Here is a 15987-nt window from a genome sequence, read left to right on the forward strand (position 1 = left end):
AGGGGCGCGGGGCACTGCGGGGACCGGCCGTTCACCGGCCCGCGTTCCCCTCCCGAAGCGAGGCCTGCGCGGCACGTTGCAGCCGATCTGCAGACCTTTTGCAGGCGTGGTCGTCAGGCTCGTCCCGTGGAAGAAATCATCCCGCTCTCCGATCCCCGCGTGGCCGCGGTCGCCCTGACCGAATGCGGTGAACCGCTGGTCGACCTGAGCCAGTGCGCCGCCCTACGGATCGACCACCGGCAGGCGGACCCCGACGGCCACTACCGCCATGTCCGGGCGGGCGTGCGGCGGCGGCTGCTCGCGGCCCAGCGCACGCTGCCCACCGGCGTCCATTTCCTGGTCGTCGAGGGATACCGGTCGCCGGAACTGCAACGCCGGTACTTCGAGGAGTACACCACCACGTTGCGGGCCGCCCGTCCCGGCCTGTCGCCGTCCGACCTCAGGGAACTGGCGAGCGCCTACATCTCCCCACCGGAGGTCGCCCCGCACGTGAGTGGCGGAGCAGTCGATCTCACCCTGTGCCGCGACGACGGTACGGAACTCCCGCTGGGCACCGAGGTCAACGCCACGCCGGAGGAGAGCGGCGGTGCCTGTCGCACCGCCGCACCGTGGATCGGCACCGAGGCGCGCGCCAACCGGCTCGTGATGGAACGCGCCCTCACCGCGGTGGGTTTCGTCAACTACCCCACCGAGTGGTGGCACTGGTCGTACGGGGAGCGGTACTGGGCGGTACTGCGGAAGGTACCGGCTTCCCGTTACGGCCCCGTGGCCCCACCGGTGACCTCGGCACGCCCCAGCATCTCACCGGCCTGACCCGCCCCTGCGGACCAGCACCTGACCAACCGTCGCGCACCACCACCTGACCGGCCTGACCAGCCTTTGCGCACCAGCACTTCACGGGCCTGACCAGTCGGCCCACCGCCCGCCCGCCCGAACCGGCGGCGGTCCTTCATCGGCACCACGCATCGGGGGAAGACGATGGACATCACCGACCGGACCTGCGGCAGCGGCCTCGTCCGCGACGACACGATGAGCGCCGGTGAATTCGACCGGGTCTTCAGCGACGTCATGCCACGGCTGCGCAGACGTCTGCTGGCGTTGACGGGCAATCCGTACGACGCCGACGACCTCCTTCAGGAAACGTATCTGCGCCTCTCGCGTCGCGCCCGGGCACACCATCTCGTCCGGGGACGGCACCCGTACGCCTATGCCTGCGCCGTCGCGACGAACCTCCTGCGCGACCGGTGGGCGCACCCCTCCCGGCGCGAGTCCTGCGTGGACCGGCTGCCCGACGACGGCTGGGACGGAGGACTCGCCCTGTTCGAGGCCCGATCGGTGACCCTGGCCCTGCTCGGCGCGCTGTCGCCGAAGGAGGCTGCCGCGGTGATCCTCGTGGACCTCGAAGGGCTGAGTCACGACGACGCCGGAGAACGCCTCGGGACGCACCGCGGCAGTGTGCAGCGCAATCGCATGCGCGCACTGGCCAAGTTGCGCGTCCTGCTCGCCGTATCGGCCGAGAACACCGCTCCGCACCCGAAGTTGACCTGACCCACGGATGCTGTGACCCACGTCACTGTCGACGGGGTCATATGGACGAGCCCCCGGACCGGTCCTGTTGATGAAGCACCCCACGAAGGAAGAACTCGGATGACCGACGGAATGCTCCGGACCACCAGGTGTACGGCCGCGTTCGCCCTGGCCGCGGCCATCACCGCCCTCGCTCCCACTACGGCCTCCGCCGCAACCGCGCCCGCCCCCGTCGCGCCGGCCGCGACCCGGGACACCGCCTGCGGGGTGCTCGCAGCGGGTGCCTCGGCCACGGCCCAGGCCGCGGTGAGCGCGGCCTGTTCCCAGGTCGGCGTCTGGTACAGCTGGGGCGGCGGTCACGGGGCGACCCCCGCAGCCACCTACGGCTACTACGACGGGGTGGACCCCGACAGCCTGCACGACGGGGAACGCAAGGGCTTCGACTGCTCCGGACTGGCCCGCTACGCCTACTACGAGGCGACCGGCAAGGACCTGCTCAACGGCACGGCAGACGACCAGTTCCACAGCTCGCGGACGGCTGCCCGCTTCTCGGCGGCTCAGGGAACGGCACCGCTGCTTCCCGGCGACCTGATGTTCTGGGGCGGCGGCCACATCCATCACGTGGCCATCTACCTCGGCGCCGGGCAGATGGTCGAGGCCTACGAGTCCGGAACACACATCAGGGTGGCCCCAGTCCGTCCCGGCGGCGACTACGCGGGTGCGATCCGGGTGGACGGCGGCGGCACCGTGCCCACGCCCCCGGCGAACGGCGGCACCACCTTCGAGACCTGGGGAACCGGCGTGCGCACCCACTCGTCACCGAGTGCCCGCGCGTCGACCGTGAGCACCTTCGCAGGCCCGACACAAATATCCGTCCTGTGCCAGGAGCACGCCGAGACCGTCACCGCCGAGGGGCACACCAACGACATCTGGTCCAAGCTGGCCGACGGCTCATGGCTGACCAACATCTACGTCAAGGGCGCCGCGTGGCTGCCCGGCGTCCCGACCTGCTGAGAGTGAGGAAGGACGATGAGAGCCATCGGTGGCGGACGGGGGCGAGGACGCCTCCTCCTTCCGGTCACGGTCCTTCTGGCCGGCACCCTCGCAGGCTGCTCCACCGCATCCGAGCGGGCTCCGGCCGTGCGCTCCGACCAGAGCCGGTTCGAGCCCCGCACCGCGGACCAGACCCTCAAGTTCGCGGAGGAACTGCTCGTCAAGACCTGTATGGAGAAGCGCGGTTACCAGTACTGGGTCGTCGTGGACACGTCTCAGGACACGTCACACGCCTTCCCCTACGTGGTCGACGACGAACGATGGGCGAAGACCCACGGATACGGTACGGACCTGCGCCGCCGCCTGGAGCGGGAGGCCCGCGACGACCCCAACCAGAAGTACCTGTACTCGGTGCCGCCCGACCAAAGGCCCGCCCTGATCGGCGCGCTCAACGGCCCGACACCGCAAGGGCTGGAGGCCAGGCTGCCCAACGGGATCCGGGTCACGCACAGCGATCAGGGCTGCGTCGCCGAAGCGGAACGAGACCTCTACAAGGACCTGCCGAAGTGGTTCAGGGCGACCCGGGTGACCGACGGCCTGGGCGGCATGCGCGTCGAGATGGTGACGCAGGACAAACGCTACAAGGCGGCGACGGCATCGTGGGCCCGCTGCATGCGCGGCCAGGGGCAGCCCTACGAGGACCCCTTCCAGGCCCGTGCCGCCGCCACCACGCCCGGACACGAATGGCCGCACGGCAGGGAAGTGCGGCTGGCCACGGCCGAGGCGTCGTGCGCGAACTCCACCGACCTGGCCTCGGTCGTCACGTCACTGGACAAGGCGTACAAGGCCGAGTTGCGCCGGCGCTACCCGCAGGAGACGGCCGACCGGGCCCGCCTGAAGCGTGAGGCGCTGCCCCGCGCCCGCGCGATCATCGCGCGCCAGGGCTGAGTCCGTACCGGGGCGCCCTTTCCTTCCCTTCCTTCCCTTCCATCCCTCCCGGACCACCGCGGCGATCCGACCGCGGTCGCACCACACCACACCGCACCGCACCTCACCCCACCCGAAATGAGGAACACCCATGTTCATCAGACGTGTCAGCGCCATCGCGGCAGCGGCCGCCGGCCTCGCCGCCCTGCTGGTGCCGGCGGCCGACGCCAACGCGGCCGAGGCGAGCTCCCAGGGATCCGCCACCGCGCGCTCCGCCCAGGCTGCGGACGGCTACCTGCACGTGTGGACCGATCCGCACGGTGGCGGCACCCCCTGCTTCTGGTCCGTCAACGCCGACGACTGGGGGCCGTGCACGAACAAGGCCTCCGACATCTGGAACAACGGATACGAGGCCCGCAACGACGCCGTCGACCTGTACTGGGGAGCCGGCGCCACCGGCGCCCACGCCTGCATCAGCCGGGGTGACAGCTGGCCCGACCTCACCACCGACCAGTACCGCTTCACCTACGACTCCGGAAAGAAGGGGTTCGGGCAGAGCGTCAACGACAACATCCACTCGCACCGCTGGGTCGACTTCTGCAGTCAGGGCTGACCGACAAGCTCCCCTGAGCTGACCCGAAGAGCCGTTGTCGTACCGAGTCCCCGGACCGGTACGACAACGGCATCACCTCATGGGCGCGCGTCGGCATTCGGGGCGCCTGTGGGAAGTGAGCGCCCTCGATGTCACGACGAGTACGAGAACTGACACGAACGGTAGCGGAAGTGACCGTTCGGTAACCGAATTCTCACGCTGCGCGCTGAACCGGTGTCGAGTACGTCTCAGTCCCGCAACTGACCGAGCCGTTCAGCCCCTGGAAGGCGTTAACTCCTACAGGCATGACGCTTTCTGGAGGTGCAGGGTGGTGAACGGGCGAACAGTGCTCGAACGCTTTCCCGCAGGTGGGCCGCGAGGCTCGTGGCCGGCGGAGGAGTTCGCGCAAGCGCGGCGACTTGAAGGACTGCCCGCCGAGGTCGTGATGGACCTCGCGACGGACACGTTCCTGGTGATCGTGCGCAGTGGCGAGGTGGACGTCGTCGCGTGAGGTCAGCCTGCCTTCGGGGCCGGGGCCGGGGCCGGGGCCGGGGCCGGCACGTGCGGTGTCAGGGCGGTACCCCGCGTGGGGACCTTCGCCGCGAACTGCTCCGCCTGGAGCGAGTACAGCTCCGCGTAGACCCCGCCGGTCGCCAGTAGCTCGTCCGGGGTGCCGGACTCCACCAGGCGGCCCTGCTCCAGGACGTGCACCAGGTCCGCGTGCCGGACCGAGGCCAACCGGTGGGTGATCAGGATGACGGTCTGCCCGGTGCCTGCCAGAGCGCGGATCTTCTCGAAGACCTCCAGCTCCGCCCGGGCGTCCAGGGCGGCCGTCGGCTCGTCCACGATCAGGATGCGCGCGCGCCGGTACGCGGCCCGGGCGATCCCCAGCCGCTGCCACTGACCGCCGGACAGCTCGTGGCCTCCGCTGAAGTTCCGGGCCAGCAGGGTGTCCAGGCCGCGCGGCAGATTTACCACCACCTCCTCGGCCCCGGCCTCCGCGACCGCCTCCCTGAGCCGCTCGTCGGTGAGCGGCGCCGCGGAACGGCCGACCGCCACATTGACGCGGGCGGTGAACGGCCACCGCTTGAAGTCCTGGGCGACCATCGCGACCCGCTCGGCGAGCAGGTGCCGGTCGGCGGTGGCCGCGTCCACGTCGTCCCACAGGATCCGGCCGCCGTCGGGCGCGTACAGCCCGGCCAGCAGCTTGACCAGGGTGGTCTTGCCGGAGCCGTTCTCGCCGACCAGCGCCACGATCTTGCCGAGCGGGACGCTGAGCGTCACGTCGTCCAGCGCCGGACGGGTCGCGTCACCCGGGTACGTGAAGGAGACGTTCTCGAACCGGATCTCGCGCGGCTCGGCCGGCAGGGCGGCCCCGCCCACCGGGATCGCCCGCTCGGCCGCCTCCACGTAGAGACGTTGCAGGTCACCGACGAACAGCGCCTCCTCGTGCAGCGCGTTCAGCTCGACGACCAGCGTGTCGAGGCTCTGCGAGCCGGTGCGGATGGCGATCACGGCGGTCCCCGCCACCGACAGCGCCATCGCGCCCGCCAGCAGCAGTCCGCCCAGCGTGGCGTACGTCGCCGCCGTGGCCAGCCCCGTCCAGGCCGCCGCGATCAGACCCGTACGGGCCGCCAGCCGGGCGAGGCGGGCCTGCTCCGCCTCCGCCGTCTCCGACATCGCGCGGAAGTGCCGCAGCAGGAACGGGCCCACCCCGTGCACCCGGATCTCCGGAGCCGCCTCCGGCTCGATCAGCAGCGCGCCGAGCAGGCGCCCGGCGCGCGCGTGCTGCACCCAGGCGTGGAAGGACTCGTAGCGCCGACGGGCCATGGTCAGCGCGCTCCAGGCGCTCGGCAGGGTCATCGTCACCAGCAGCGGCAGCAGCGCCGGGTGCAGCACGGTCAGTACGCCCGCCGCGGCGACCAGCGAGATCATCGCGTTCACCACCCGAGTGGCGTACGAGATCATCCGCCGGGCGGACTGGGCGCCGTACTGCGCGGTGTCGAGGAGCTTGTGGAAGGCGTGGTCCTCGATCGCGGCCAGCTCCACGGCCGCCGCCCGCTCCAGATAGCGCTCGGTCGCCACCCGCTCCACCTTGGGCTCCAGCCGTCCGGTGGCGTAGGTCGACGCGGCCCGCAGCAGTGCCCCGACCAGCATCGCGGCCGCCATCACCACCAGGGCGGGGACGGCACCGCGCAACCGGTCCTCCAGGGCGCCGCCGCCGATCAGCCGGCCCAGCACGCTGTTGACGGCGAGCAGACTCACGGCCTGGGTCAGGCCCCGGCCCACCTCGGCGGCGAGCACGGTCCGGGCGGCCCGTCGGTCGGCCTGCCAGGCGAGACCGAAGCTGGCCGTCAGCAGGGACGGCAGGCGGGTCACCATGGCCCGGAAGTTCAGCTCCAGGAACGCGTCCGCGTGCGAGTTCCAGCCCATGTCGTAGCGCAACGGCCCGCCGAAGAGCAGTTGCTCCGACTCGGACACCTCCGGTGTGCCCGCGCCGCCCTGCCGCGCGTCGCGCCTCTGTGCCACCGTCGACCTCCCCTGATCGTGGACGAACGGCCACTATCGCGAAGCGGGCTCGTCGCGGGCAGGGCGTGTGCCACAGCGGTCGGGGCACGCGGGCGCACACCGAGCGAGGCGCAAGCGCACGCCTGGAGAGGGGGAGAGGGGTGGGACGAGACGAGGAAAGAGGTGAGCAAGGGGAGGCGGCGAGGAGCCAGGGTTCTGGAGGCGGAAGTCGTGGAGGCGCTCTACGCGCTGACCGGTCGCGACCACGTCGGCGTCGTGCCCGTCAGTCGGCACAGGGCCAGATACAGCGGTATCGGCGGGGTGTACGGAATGGTCCCTTCCGGCCGGTGGATCAGGCCCGGCGCGGCCGGAGTGTCCGGTACGACCGCCCCGGTGGCGTACTGAGCCGGGGCGGGCCACTCCAGGGCGAAGTCGGAGTCTGAAGGAACGATCCACCACCAGTGCGCCTCGTCGGCGTAGACGCACCCGACCCGCGGCAGCCGCGGCATCAGCCGGGGCCCGAACCGCGCGGGCACCACCACGGCGTCACAGCCCAGCGGAGCCGTCATGCCCTCGGGCACGGACAGACGCCGGGTCGTTCCCGGGGTGCGCGGTCCGCGTCCGAGGCGGACCAGCGTGTCCAGGCTCAGTATCGGACCGCCGTCGGCCCCAGCCCCTATGCCCATTCGACCCCCGTCCTGTGCTGCCGGGCTCCCGCCGTGCCACCGGTCTCGGCCGCGGGCGCGGTGCCGTGACGTGGCTCCACATCCACCCGCGGATCCACGCTCATGCCGGCGCCGGGACCGGCCTCCGCCGTGGCGGCGCTGCCCGGGCTGCCGGACGGGCCCGGCTTCGGGCGGGCGCCCCAACCCAGGTCGTTGCGGGGGCCGGAGTCCCCGCGAGACAGGTCGTCCTGCCGGGGGAGTTCCGCCCAGACCAGCAGACCGGGGCCGTGCTCCTGGGCTCCCCAGGCGTGACAGAGGGCGTCGACGAGAAGCAGTCCCCTCCCGTGCTCCTCGTCGGGCCGCTGCGCCGAGGGGTGCGGCTCACCGGGCGCGCAACCCTCGTCACGTACGGCTATCCGCACCAGGTCCTCACCGTCGTGCAGCTCGCAGATCACACGGCGGCTCGCGGTGTGCACGATGGCGTTGGTGACCAGCTCGGTGACCACCAGGGCCGCCGAGTCGCAGGTGTCCGCGCACACCGACCAGCCGGTCAGCCGGGCCATGGTCAGATGTCTGGCCTGTGCCGGAGAACCGGGATGGGCGGCCAGCTCGAACCGGAACCGGCGCTCGGCAGCGGGCCGCTCGGGGCCCACTCCCTCGCTCGCTGCGGGCCGCTCGGGTCCCACTGCCTCGCTCGCTCCCGAACGGGTCCGAGCGGGGGGAACCCCATCAGCGCCGAGGCCGAGGGGGCGGCCTGCGGCGGCGTCTGTTCCTAAAGGCGCGGGCGGAATCACGCTTGCCACTATCGCCCCGCCATGAACACTTGGCAAGTGTCACTCTGAAAAATGCAGAGTGCTGCGTGACGGGGCGAGGGACCGTGGCACACTGCTGGCAACAGCACGTCGAGCGGCGCCAGTTGGGATCGGCGAAGATCGGTACGTATCCGTACAGAACTTCGTTCAGGTCGTCGAATGGCGCCGCAGGGCTGTCAGCATGCCGTGGTGACCGGCTCGCTCCCAAGGGGCCGTCTGATCAGGGACTTTGTGGAGGTGCAGGTGAGCGAGCCGCGGTCCGCGCCTACGGTCGGCCAGGTCGTCCTCGGTCGGCGTCTTCTGGACCTGCGGGAACGCGCGGGGCTCAGGCGTGAGGAAGCCGCCCGCATACTCCGGGTCGCCCCCGCCACGGTCCGCCGGATGGAGATGGCCGAGGTCGGGCTCAAGATCCCGTACCTGCAACTGCTCCTGAAGGCCTACGGCATCTCCGACGATGAGGCGGACGCGTTCGTCCAACTCGCGGAGGACGCCAACAAACCCGGCTGGTGGCAGCGGTTCCACGACGTCCTGCCCGGCTGGTTCTCGATGCACGTGAGCCTGGAGGGGGCGGCCGCCCTCATCCGGCAGTACGAGCCGCACTTCGTCCCCGGCCTGCTGCAGACCGAGGACTACGCACGTGGCGTCCTGAGATCGGGCGCCATCGGGCAGACCAGCCCCGACGACATCGAGCGCCACGTCGACCTGCGCATGCGGCGCCAGGAACTGCTCACCCGTCAGGACGCGCCCCGGCTGTGGGTCGTGATGGACGAGACCGTGCTGCGCCGCCGCGTCGGCACCCCGGAGGTGATGCGGGCCCAGATCGACAAGCTGCTCGACGCGACGAAGCTGCCCAACGTCACCCTGCAGGTCGCCCCGTTCGCGAACGGGCCGCACCCGGGCACGTACGGCCCCTTCGTGCTCTTCCGATTCGCCGTGCCGGAACTCCCGGACATGGTCTACAGCGAGTACCTGACCGGCGCCGTCTATCTGGACGCGCGCGCCGAGGTGGCGACCCACCTCGAGGTCATGGACCGCATGGCGGCGCAGGCCGCTACTGCACATCGCACGAAGGAGATCCTCCGGGATCTCCGCAAGGAGTTGTGAATGGATCGCATCAAGCCGCGCCGACGGGTCTACAACGGCATGCCCGCACGGGAGTTGGGCAGCGAGGGCTGGCACAAGCCCTGGAGCGGCGGCAACGGCGGCAACTGCCTGGAGGCGATGAAGCTCGCCGACGGCCGGATAGCCGTCCGTCAGTCCACCGACCCGGACGGTCCCGCGCTGATCTACACCACGGACGAGATGACCGCCTTCATCGAGGGCGCCAAGGCGGGGGAGGCCGACTTCCTCCTCTCCTGACTGGTTGCCGTCCTGTCGATTGATTGCGCTATCTCGCTGAACTTCTTTGTTATTGGTGCTGAATTGAACACCCATTGCGTCTTACGGAGTGCCTCATGACCGGTCAGGAGCCCCTCGGCGCCGCCCAGATCGACACCAGCAGACCGCATCCCGCGCGGATGTACGACTGGTATCTCGGCGGCAAGGACAACTACCCCGTCGACGAGGCGATGGGACGGCAGATGCTGGCCCTCGACCCGAGGGTGCCGGTGATGGCGCGGGTCAACCGGGCCTTCATGCACCGGGCCACGCGCTGGCTCGCCCAGCACGGCGTCCGCCAGTTCCTGGACGTCGGCACCGGCATCCCGACCGAACCGAACCTCCACCAGGTCGCCCAGCGGATCGCCCCCGACGCGCGGGTCGTCTACTGCGACAACGATCCGATCGTGCTCGCCCACGCGGCGGCCCTGCTGCGGGGCACGGACCAGGGGGCGACCGAGTACCTGCAGGCCGACGTGCGGGACCCGGACGCCGTCCTGGAGGGCGCCCGGAAGGTCCTGGACTTCGGCCGGCCGGTCGCGCTCTCCCTCATCGCGCTGCTGCACTTCGTCTCCGACGAGGACGGCGCCCACGAGTTGGTGGCGCGGCTGCTGTCCGAGCTGCCCTCGGGCAGCTACCTGGTGGTCAGCCACGCGACGGCCGACTTCACACCCGAGGAGTCGAAGGCGGCCACCGAGAAGCTCAAATCGGCCGGCGTCACCTTGGCGCTGCGCTCCCGCGAGGAGTTCGCCCGCTTCTTCGACGGCCTGGAACTCGTCGAACCCGGCGTGGAGGTGCCGCAGCTGTGGCACCCCGAGCTGGGTGACCCTGTCCCGGGCCAGGACGACGGGGTCATTCCTGGGTACGGGGCGGTGGCACGGAAGCTCTGAGGTTTGGTGCGGGTGGGGCGCGCTAGGGGTGACCGCCGCTCCGCGCCCTTCCGCGGCGGGTGCGCCCCGTGCGCCTCGTGCGCTCTCTGCGGCGGGTGCGCCTCGTGCGCCCGTCCGAAGGGCCGCCGGGCCGCTCGTACCCCTGTGCAACCCCTGGCTCATCCGCCCGCAGGATCCGCCCCGGGCACCTCGACCGGCGGCAACGTGCCGCACAGCGCGTCCAGCGCCGCCGCGTAAGCGTGCTCCGAGGGTGTCGCGTACCCCACGACCAGGCCGTCGCTCGCAGCCATGTAGGTGTCCGGGTGCCGGAACTCGGCGAGCCCGTCCAGGGCGACGCCCTGCAAGGCGGCCGCCTGCACCACGGACCGCTCGGTACCCGGTGGCAGCCTCAGCACCGCGTGCAGGCCGGCCGCGATACCGGTGACCTCGACATGCGGCGCGTGCGTGGCGAGCGTCGCGACCAGCCGGTCCCGACGGACGCGGTACCGCTGACGCATGCGCCGCACATGACGGTCGTAGGACCCGCAGGACAGGAAGTCGGCGAGGCTCAACTGGTCGAGAACGCTTGCCCAGGCCTCGCGCTCCCCCTTGGCCGCGAGCACGTCGTCGACGTACCGCTCCGGCAGCACCATCCACCCCAGCCGCACCGCGGGCGACAGGCTCTTGCTGACCGAGCCGATGAAGATCACACGTTCCGGATCGAGGCCCTGGACGGCACCGACCGGCTTGCGGTCGTAGCGGAACTCGCCGTCGTAGTCGTCCTCCAGGATCACCGCCCCACGCGCGCGTGCCCAGTCGACCACCGCGGCACGGCGCCCGGGATCCAGCGGTCCGCCCGTCGGGAACTGGTGTGCGGGTGTGAGCAGTACCGCCCGTTCGTCCCGCAGACCGTCGATCCGCGCGCCGTGTTCGTCGAGGGGGAGCGGCACGGTCCGCACCCCGGCGTCCCGCAGCAGCGCCCGGTGGAAGCCCAGCCCGTACGCCTCCACCGCCAGGGGGCCGCTGAGCACGCCGCCCCCGCCGCCCCGGTCCTGGCCGAAGAGCAGCCGTAGCGCGTGCGCGAAACCGGAGCAGATCACGATCCGGCCCGGCTCGGTGCGCACACCACGCGCGCGTGACAGGTACTCCGTGAGCGCCTCCCGCAACTCGACGCGGCCGGCCGGGTCGCCGGGCCCGAACACCTCGCTGGGCGCCTGCTGCAGAGCCCGCCGGTAGGAGGTGAGCCAGGCCGCGCGCGGGAACGCCGACGCGTCCGGGGTGCCCTGGCGCAGATCATGCCGGGGCGCACGCGCGCGGGCAGGCCCCTGGCGAGGCACTCGTTGTCGCAGCGGCTCCGCCCGCTTCGCCACCCGGGTGCCTGAGCCCTGCCGGGCGGTCAGCCAGCCCTCCGCGACAAGCTCCGCGTAGGCGTCGGCCACCGTGTTGCGGGCGACTCCGAGGTCGGCGGCGAGTGAACGGTACGGCGGCAGCCGGGTGTCGGGGGCGAGCCGCCCGCTGCGTACGGCCTCGCGCAGCGCCGCGATCAGCGCGGCCCGTCGGCCGCCCGGGCCGGACAGCTCCAGATGCAGGTCGGCACCGATCCGCTCCGCGGAATCGACCCACGATTCATCCATGGAAACGCACCCTACAGACGGTCAAGGCGCCAGGCCGGACGAGCGCCGCTGACGCATCCCTCGCATCGTCCGTACCGGGCCGCACCGCTAAACGGCCATGGGGCGGTCATACGGACCGATCGGTGCCGGCAGGCGCGAGGTGCCCGTCAGATGGCGGTCGACGGCCGCCGCCACCGCCCGCCCCTCCGCTATCGCCCACACGATCAACGACTGCCCCCGCGCGGCGTCCCCCGCGGCGAACACACCGGGGACGTTCGTGGCGAACCCGGCGTCCCGCGCGACAGTCCCGCGCGGGTCCAGTTCCAGCCCCAACTGGCCCACGAGCCCGTCCTCCAGGTCCGGCCCCGAGAAACCGAGCGCGAGCAGCACGAGGTCGGCGGGGATGCTGCGTCCGCTGTCCGGCACCGGCCGGCGCCGCGCGTCCACCTCCACGAGGTGCAGCGACCGCACATGCCCGTCGGCGTCCCCGGTGAAGCGGAGCGTGGACGCCGCGAACAGTCGCGCGTCGGCGTCCGCCGCCGGCGCCGTCCGAAGTTCCCGCGCCTCCTCGTGCGCGGCCGACAGCCGGTAGACCTTCGGATACGTCGGCCAGGGCTCCGCATCCTCGTCGCGCTCGGCGCCGGGCTGGGCGTAGATGTCCAACTGGGTCACGGACGCGGCTCCTTCCCGCACCGCCGTACCCAGGCAGTCGGCGCCCGTGTCCCCGCCGCCGACGATGACGACGTGCTGCCCGGCGGCGGACATGGGCGAGACCTCCAGATCCCCCTCACGCACCCGGTTGGACAGCGGAAGGTACTCCATGGCCTGTCGCACCCCGGCCAACTCCCGCCCAGGAACATCGAGTTCCCGCCAGGCCGTCGCGCCGGTGGCGATCACCACGGCGTCGTAGCGCGCCCGCAGCTCCGCGGCGCCGATGTCCCGTCCGACCGCGGTGGACGTACGGAACTTGGTGCCCTCGGCCCGCATCTGCTCGATGCGCCGCTCCAGATGCCGCTTCTCCATCTTGAACTCGGGGATGCCGTACCGCATCAGCCCGCCGAGCCGGTCGTCCTTCTCGTACACCGCGACCGTGTGCCCCGCGCGGGTCAGCTGCTGTGCCGCGGCGAGGCCGGCGGGACCCGAGCCGATCACCGCGACCGTCCGCCCGGACAGCCGCTCCGGCGGACGCGGTGGCGTGAACCCGAGTTCCCAGGCCCGGTCGGCGATCGCGACCTCGACGTTCTTGATCGTGACCGCGGGCTGGTTGATCGCCAGCACACAGCCCGCCTCACAGGGTGCCGGGCACAACCGGCCGGTGAACTCAGGGAAGTTGTTGGTGGCGTGCAGCCGGTCCGAGGCGGCCCGCCAGTCGTCCCGGGAGACGAGGTCGTTCCACTCGGGGATCAGGTTGCCGAGCGGACAGGCGTGGTGGCAGAAAGGGACACCGCAGTCCATGCAGCGGTCCGCCTGCTTGCTGACGATGGGCAGCAACGCCCCGGGGACATACACCTCCTCCCAGTCCCGGACCCGCTCCTCGACCGGCCGGCGCGGCCAGTCCTGGCGGGGCGTGGTCATGAATCCCTTGGGGTCGGCCATGGCCGTCTTCCTTGCCTGCGCGTGCGACACCTGCGCGTCCGACACATGCCCGTCCGACGTGGCCGTGCGTCATCGGGCGGCACTCTTCGGGGCTCTCCTGGATACCTAGCCCGGTTCATCCACCGGTACACGGGGTTCGGTGCGTCGTTCGGCACCTCTCCCGGTACGTCTTTCGGCCACGATACGTCCCGTCGGTCGCCCGCGCAGAGCGTTGGACGGAGCTTTCTCGCAGGCTGGGGCAGGTTCATGCTCAGCCGGCACCCAGGGCGCGCTCAGGTGAGTGCCAGCAGGTACGCCACCGCCGCGGCGGCTGAGGCGACCGCGCGGACGTGGTTCCACATCGTCCACTCGCGCACATACGTGGGCCAGTACGCGGCCGCCTCATGGGTGCCCGGGTCCAGCTGCGCCAGCGCGTTGTTGCGTGGCACGTTCGCCACGACGGTCACCCCGAACACGCCGAACAGGTACAGCGCGCTGCCCACCAGCAACTCGACCGTCCCCCCGTCCGGCCACAGGACGAACGTCACCACCGCGATCACCGCGCACACCACGGCCGACCCGGTGAAAACGACCATGAACGCGGGCCGCACCGCGGTCACGTTGATCGCTTTCATCGCGGCGACACCCTGGGCGGGCGGCAACGCGGCCAGCGCCCGCATCACGAAGGTCGAGAACCCGTAGAACACCCCCGCCACCACACCGGCCCCCAGCACACCCAGCATGGTCAGTACGAAATACGGCCCATCGATCACGCCGACACCCACTCCCGCCTCCGGCCGAGCCCCCGCTCGGCATCCACCGCCACCACCGTCACTGCCGTCACTGCCGTCACTGCCGTCACCACAAGTGAATCCCCGCACAACGCGCCCGGCCATGCCTGAATTACGCGGGAACATACGCGAGCGTCCAGGCAGAACGTCCCGTACTCACGGCCTCCGTCCAAAACCCTCCACGCCTACGCCCCCCACCTCGTTTCCCCACGACGCCCCGGCCCTGTTCTCACCCCGCCGCCGAGGCCACCCCGGCCTCGTCCTCCCGCCACTGCCTGAGTACCGCCTCCACCGACGGCGCGATCCGCCGCCGTGCCTCGTGTCTCGCCACCCCGCTCATCAGAAGCTGGTCGTAGGGCGTGTCCACGTGCCGTACGGACGCCGCGACCGCCGAGGTCACCGCCCCCTCGGACAACGCCCGCCCCGCCGCACTCCGCCCCACCCGGCCGCTGCCCCGCACCGAGGCGTGCTCGGCGATCGCCCGCGCCCGTGGGCACCCGGGGAACAGCCGCCCTATCTCCGCCGCGAAGGCATCCGTGAACCGCACGTCCTCGGCCGCCCGCCGCGCAGCGTCCCGCACCCGGCGTCGGCGCCGTGCCTCCGCGTCGGCGAGGCACCGCGCCTCGGCCCGGGCGAGCCCCGCCTCCTCGACGAGGACGCCCTGGCGCTCGTAGCGCCCCTTGCGCCGGTTGAACCGCACGACCACCGCCGCCAAGGTGCTCTCCTCCCGGGACCGGCGCGTCAACGCGGTGTCGCCCCGTGGCAGGAACACCAGATGCCCCAGATCGGCACAGTCGAGGCACCGCGGCATCCCGTCCTCGACGACGAGCAGCGACAACGGTCCGCCCCGGCACTCCGCGCACTGCCGTCTGCGCAGCGGCTGAATGACGACAGGCCCGGTTCGGGATCCGGCAGGGGAAGGGGGAGTTGCGAGGCGCGCCATACCGGGTTCATTCCCGTCTCCAGCCCCCGGAACTACGCCCTCCACCCGTCCTGGTCCGCCGAGGCGGGTCGGCGGCAGCCCCCATGGGCACGACGCGTCCTGAACACGATCTGACGCATCATGGGCCGTGTGCGACTCGAAGCGATCACCTGGGACCGGCTCGGCGACCAGCTCGCCGAACGACTGCTCGACCTGAAGCCGGCCGACGGCAGCCCCTGGCCGCGGGTCGCCTTCGACGGGGCCCCCGCCGCCCGCCCGGGCGACCTCGCCGAACGGGTGGCGCAAGCGCTCCGGGTGCGCGGCCGTGCCTCGCTGGTCGTCGGGGCCCAGGGCTTCCTGCGTCCCGCCTCCCTCCGCCTGGAGTACGGCCACCAAGACCCGGAGGCCTACTACACCGGCTGGTTCGACACCGGCGCCCTGTGGCGCGAGGTGTTCGGTCCCCTCGAACCCGGCGGCGACGGCCGCATCCTGCCCGACCTGTGGGACCCCGACACCGACCGTGCCACTCGCAGCCCTTACGTCCAACTCCCGCCCGGCGGTCACCTGTTGCTGCACGGCCCCCTCCTGCTGCACCACTGGTTCCCCTTCGACCTGACCGTTCACGTACTTCTCTCGCCGGGGGCCCTGCGACGCCGCACCCCCGAGTCCGACCACTGGCAGCTGCCCGCCTTCGAGCGCTACGAGAACGAGACCGACCCGGCCGGCACGGCCGATGTCCTGATACGTGCCGACGACCCACGCCACCCGGCCTGGAACGGCTGACCAAGGCGAGCTCTGGCCCGCTCCGGGGGCGTG

General features: G+C 71.6%; 16 protein-coding genes and 1 pseudogene. 10 read left to right on the forward strand and 7 right to left on the reverse strand.

What is annotated here, in order from left to right; all coding sequences use genetic code 11:
• The first annotated feature begins 126 nt into the window (after nucleotides 1-126).
• From ACFYRY_RS13275 to ACFYRY_RS13300, 6 genes and pseudogenes are all read left to right on the forward strand, one after another.
• Nucleotides 127-813, forward strand: a complete 687-nt coding sequence (locus tag ACFYRY_RS13275) for a M15 family metallopeptidase (RefSeq protein ID WP_389143504.1) — start codon at nucleotides 127-129, stop codon at nucleotides 811-813.
• A 165-nt stretch (nucleotides 814-978) separates the two neighbouring features.
• Entirely contained in the window at nucleotides 979-1548 is a 570-nt protein-coding gene (locus tag ACFYRY_RS13280; protein ID WP_389143507.1) for an RNA polymerase sigma factor, read from the forward strand.
• A 111-nt stretch (nucleotides 1549-1659) separates the two neighbouring features.
• Nucleotides 1660-2538: pseudogene (locus ACFYRY_RS13285) on the forward strand (C40 family peptidase); the annotation flags it as partial.
• Nucleotides 2539-2556: 18 nt separating this feature from the next.
• On the forward strand, nucleotides 2557-3468 hold the full coding sequence (locus tag ACFYRY_RS13290; protein ID WP_389143510.1) for a hypothetical protein: 912 nt from the start codon (nucleotides 2557-2559) through the stop codon (nucleotides 3466-3468).
• Nucleotides 3469-3598: 130 nt separating this feature from the next.
• Nucleotides 3599-4060, forward strand: a complete 462-nt coding sequence (locus ACFYRY_RS13295; protein WP_389143513.1) for a hypothetical protein — start codon at nucleotides 3599-3601, stop codon at nucleotides 4058-4060.
• A 310-nt stretch (nucleotides 4061-4370) separates the two neighbouring features.
• A complete protein-coding gene (locus tag ACFYRY_RS13300) occupies nucleotides 4371-4550 on the forward strand; it encodes a hypothetical protein (protein ID WP_389143516.1) in 180 nt (59 codons plus the stop codon).
• Nucleotides 4551-4552: 2 nt separating this feature from the next.
• On the opposite strand, the gene ACFYRY_RS13305 is transcribed toward ACFYRY_RS13300, so the two are convergent.
• From ACFYRY_RS13305 to ACFYRY_RS13315, 3 genes are all read right to left on the reverse strand, one after another.
• A complete protein-coding gene (locus tag ACFYRY_RS13305; RefSeq protein WP_389143775.1) occupies nucleotides 4553-6472 on the reverse strand; it encodes an ABC transporter ATP-binding protein in 1920 nt (639 codons plus the stop codon).
• Between the two features lie 317 nt (nucleotides 6473-6789).
• On the reverse strand, nucleotides 6790-7233 hold the full coding sequence (locus ACFYRY_RS13310) for a hypothetical protein (RefSeq protein ID WP_389143518.1): 444 nt from the start codon (nucleotides 7231-7233) through the stop codon (nucleotides 6790-6792).
• Nucleotides 7224-8042: an ATP-binding protein gene (locus tag ACFYRY_RS13315; protein WP_389143521.1), complete on the reverse strand. Its 819-nt coding sequence runs from the start codon at nucleotides 8040-8042 to the stop codon at nucleotides 7224-7226. The genes ACFYRY_RS13310 and ACFYRY_RS13315 overlap by 10 nt, the downstream gene beginning before the upstream one ends.
• Nucleotides 8043-8267: 225 nt before the next feature.
• Here ACFYRY_RS13315 and ACFYRY_RS13320 point away from each other — a divergent pair, with 225 nt between their 5' ends.
• The 3 genes from ACFYRY_RS13320 (at nucleotide 8268) to ACFYRY_RS13330 (ending at nucleotide 10291) form a co-directional block, all read left to right on the forward strand.
• On the forward strand, nucleotides 8268-9128 hold the full coding sequence (locus tag ACFYRY_RS13320; protein ID WP_389143524.1) for a helix-turn-helix transcriptional regulator: 861 nt from the start codon (nucleotides 8268-8270) through the stop codon (nucleotides 9126-9128).
• Nucleotides 9129-9383: a DUF397 domain-containing protein gene (locus tag ACFYRY_RS13325; protein WP_389143528.1), complete on the forward strand. Its 255-nt coding sequence runs from the start codon at nucleotides 9129-9131 to the stop codon at nucleotides 9381-9383.
• 95 nt (nucleotides 9384-9478) lie between these two features.
• A complete protein-coding gene (locus ACFYRY_RS13330) occupies nucleotides 9479-10291 on the forward strand; it encodes an SAM-dependent methyltransferase (RefSeq protein WP_389143531.1) in 813 nt (270 codons plus the stop codon).
• Nucleotides 10292-10449: 158 nt separating this feature from the next.
• Here the strand turns inward: ACFYRY_RS13330 and ACFYRY_RS13335 are convergent, their stop codons facing one another.
• The 4 genes from ACFYRY_RS13335 to ACFYRY_RS13350 form a co-directional block, all read right to left on the reverse strand.
• Nucleotides 10450-11904, reverse strand: coding sequence for a PLP-dependent aminotransferase family protein (locus tag ACFYRY_RS13335; RefSeq protein ID WP_389143534.1), 1455 nt, complete (start codon nucleotides 11902-11904; stop codon nucleotides 10450-10452).
• Between the two features lie 87 nt (nucleotides 11905-11991).
• Nucleotides 11992-13479, reverse strand: coding sequence for a glutamate synthase subunit beta (locus ACFYRY_RS13340; RefSeq protein ID WP_389143536.1), 1488 nt, complete (start codon nucleotides 13477-13479; stop codon nucleotides 11992-11994).
• A gap of 272 nt (nucleotides 13480-13751) precedes the next feature.
• Nucleotides 13752-14231, reverse strand: a complete 480-nt coding sequence (locus tag ACFYRY_RS13345; protein ID WP_389143539.1) for a DUF1772 domain-containing protein — start codon at nucleotides 14229-14231, stop codon at nucleotides 13752-13754.
• 247 nt (nucleotides 14232-14478) lie between these two features.
• Nucleotides 14479-15192, reverse strand: a complete 714-nt coding sequence (locus tag ACFYRY_RS13350; RefSeq protein WP_389143542.1) for a DUF2293 domain-containing protein — start codon at nucleotides 15190-15192, stop codon at nucleotides 14479-14481.
• Nucleotides 15193-15321: 129 nt separating this feature from the next.
• Here ACFYRY_RS13350 and ACFYRY_RS13355 point away from each other — a divergent pair, with 129 nt between their 5' ends.
• On the forward strand, nucleotides 15322-15954 hold the full coding sequence (locus ACFYRY_RS13355; protein ID WP_389143545.1) for a uridine kinase: 633 nt from the start codon (nucleotides 15322-15324) through the stop codon (nucleotides 15952-15954).
• Nucleotides 15955-15987: the final 33 nt, after the last annotated feature.

Source organism: Streptomyces sp. NPDC005263 (assembly GCF_042872365.1).
Classification (GTDB): domain Bacteria; phylum Actinomycetota; class Actinomycetes; order Streptomycetales; family Streptomycetaceae; genus Streptomyces.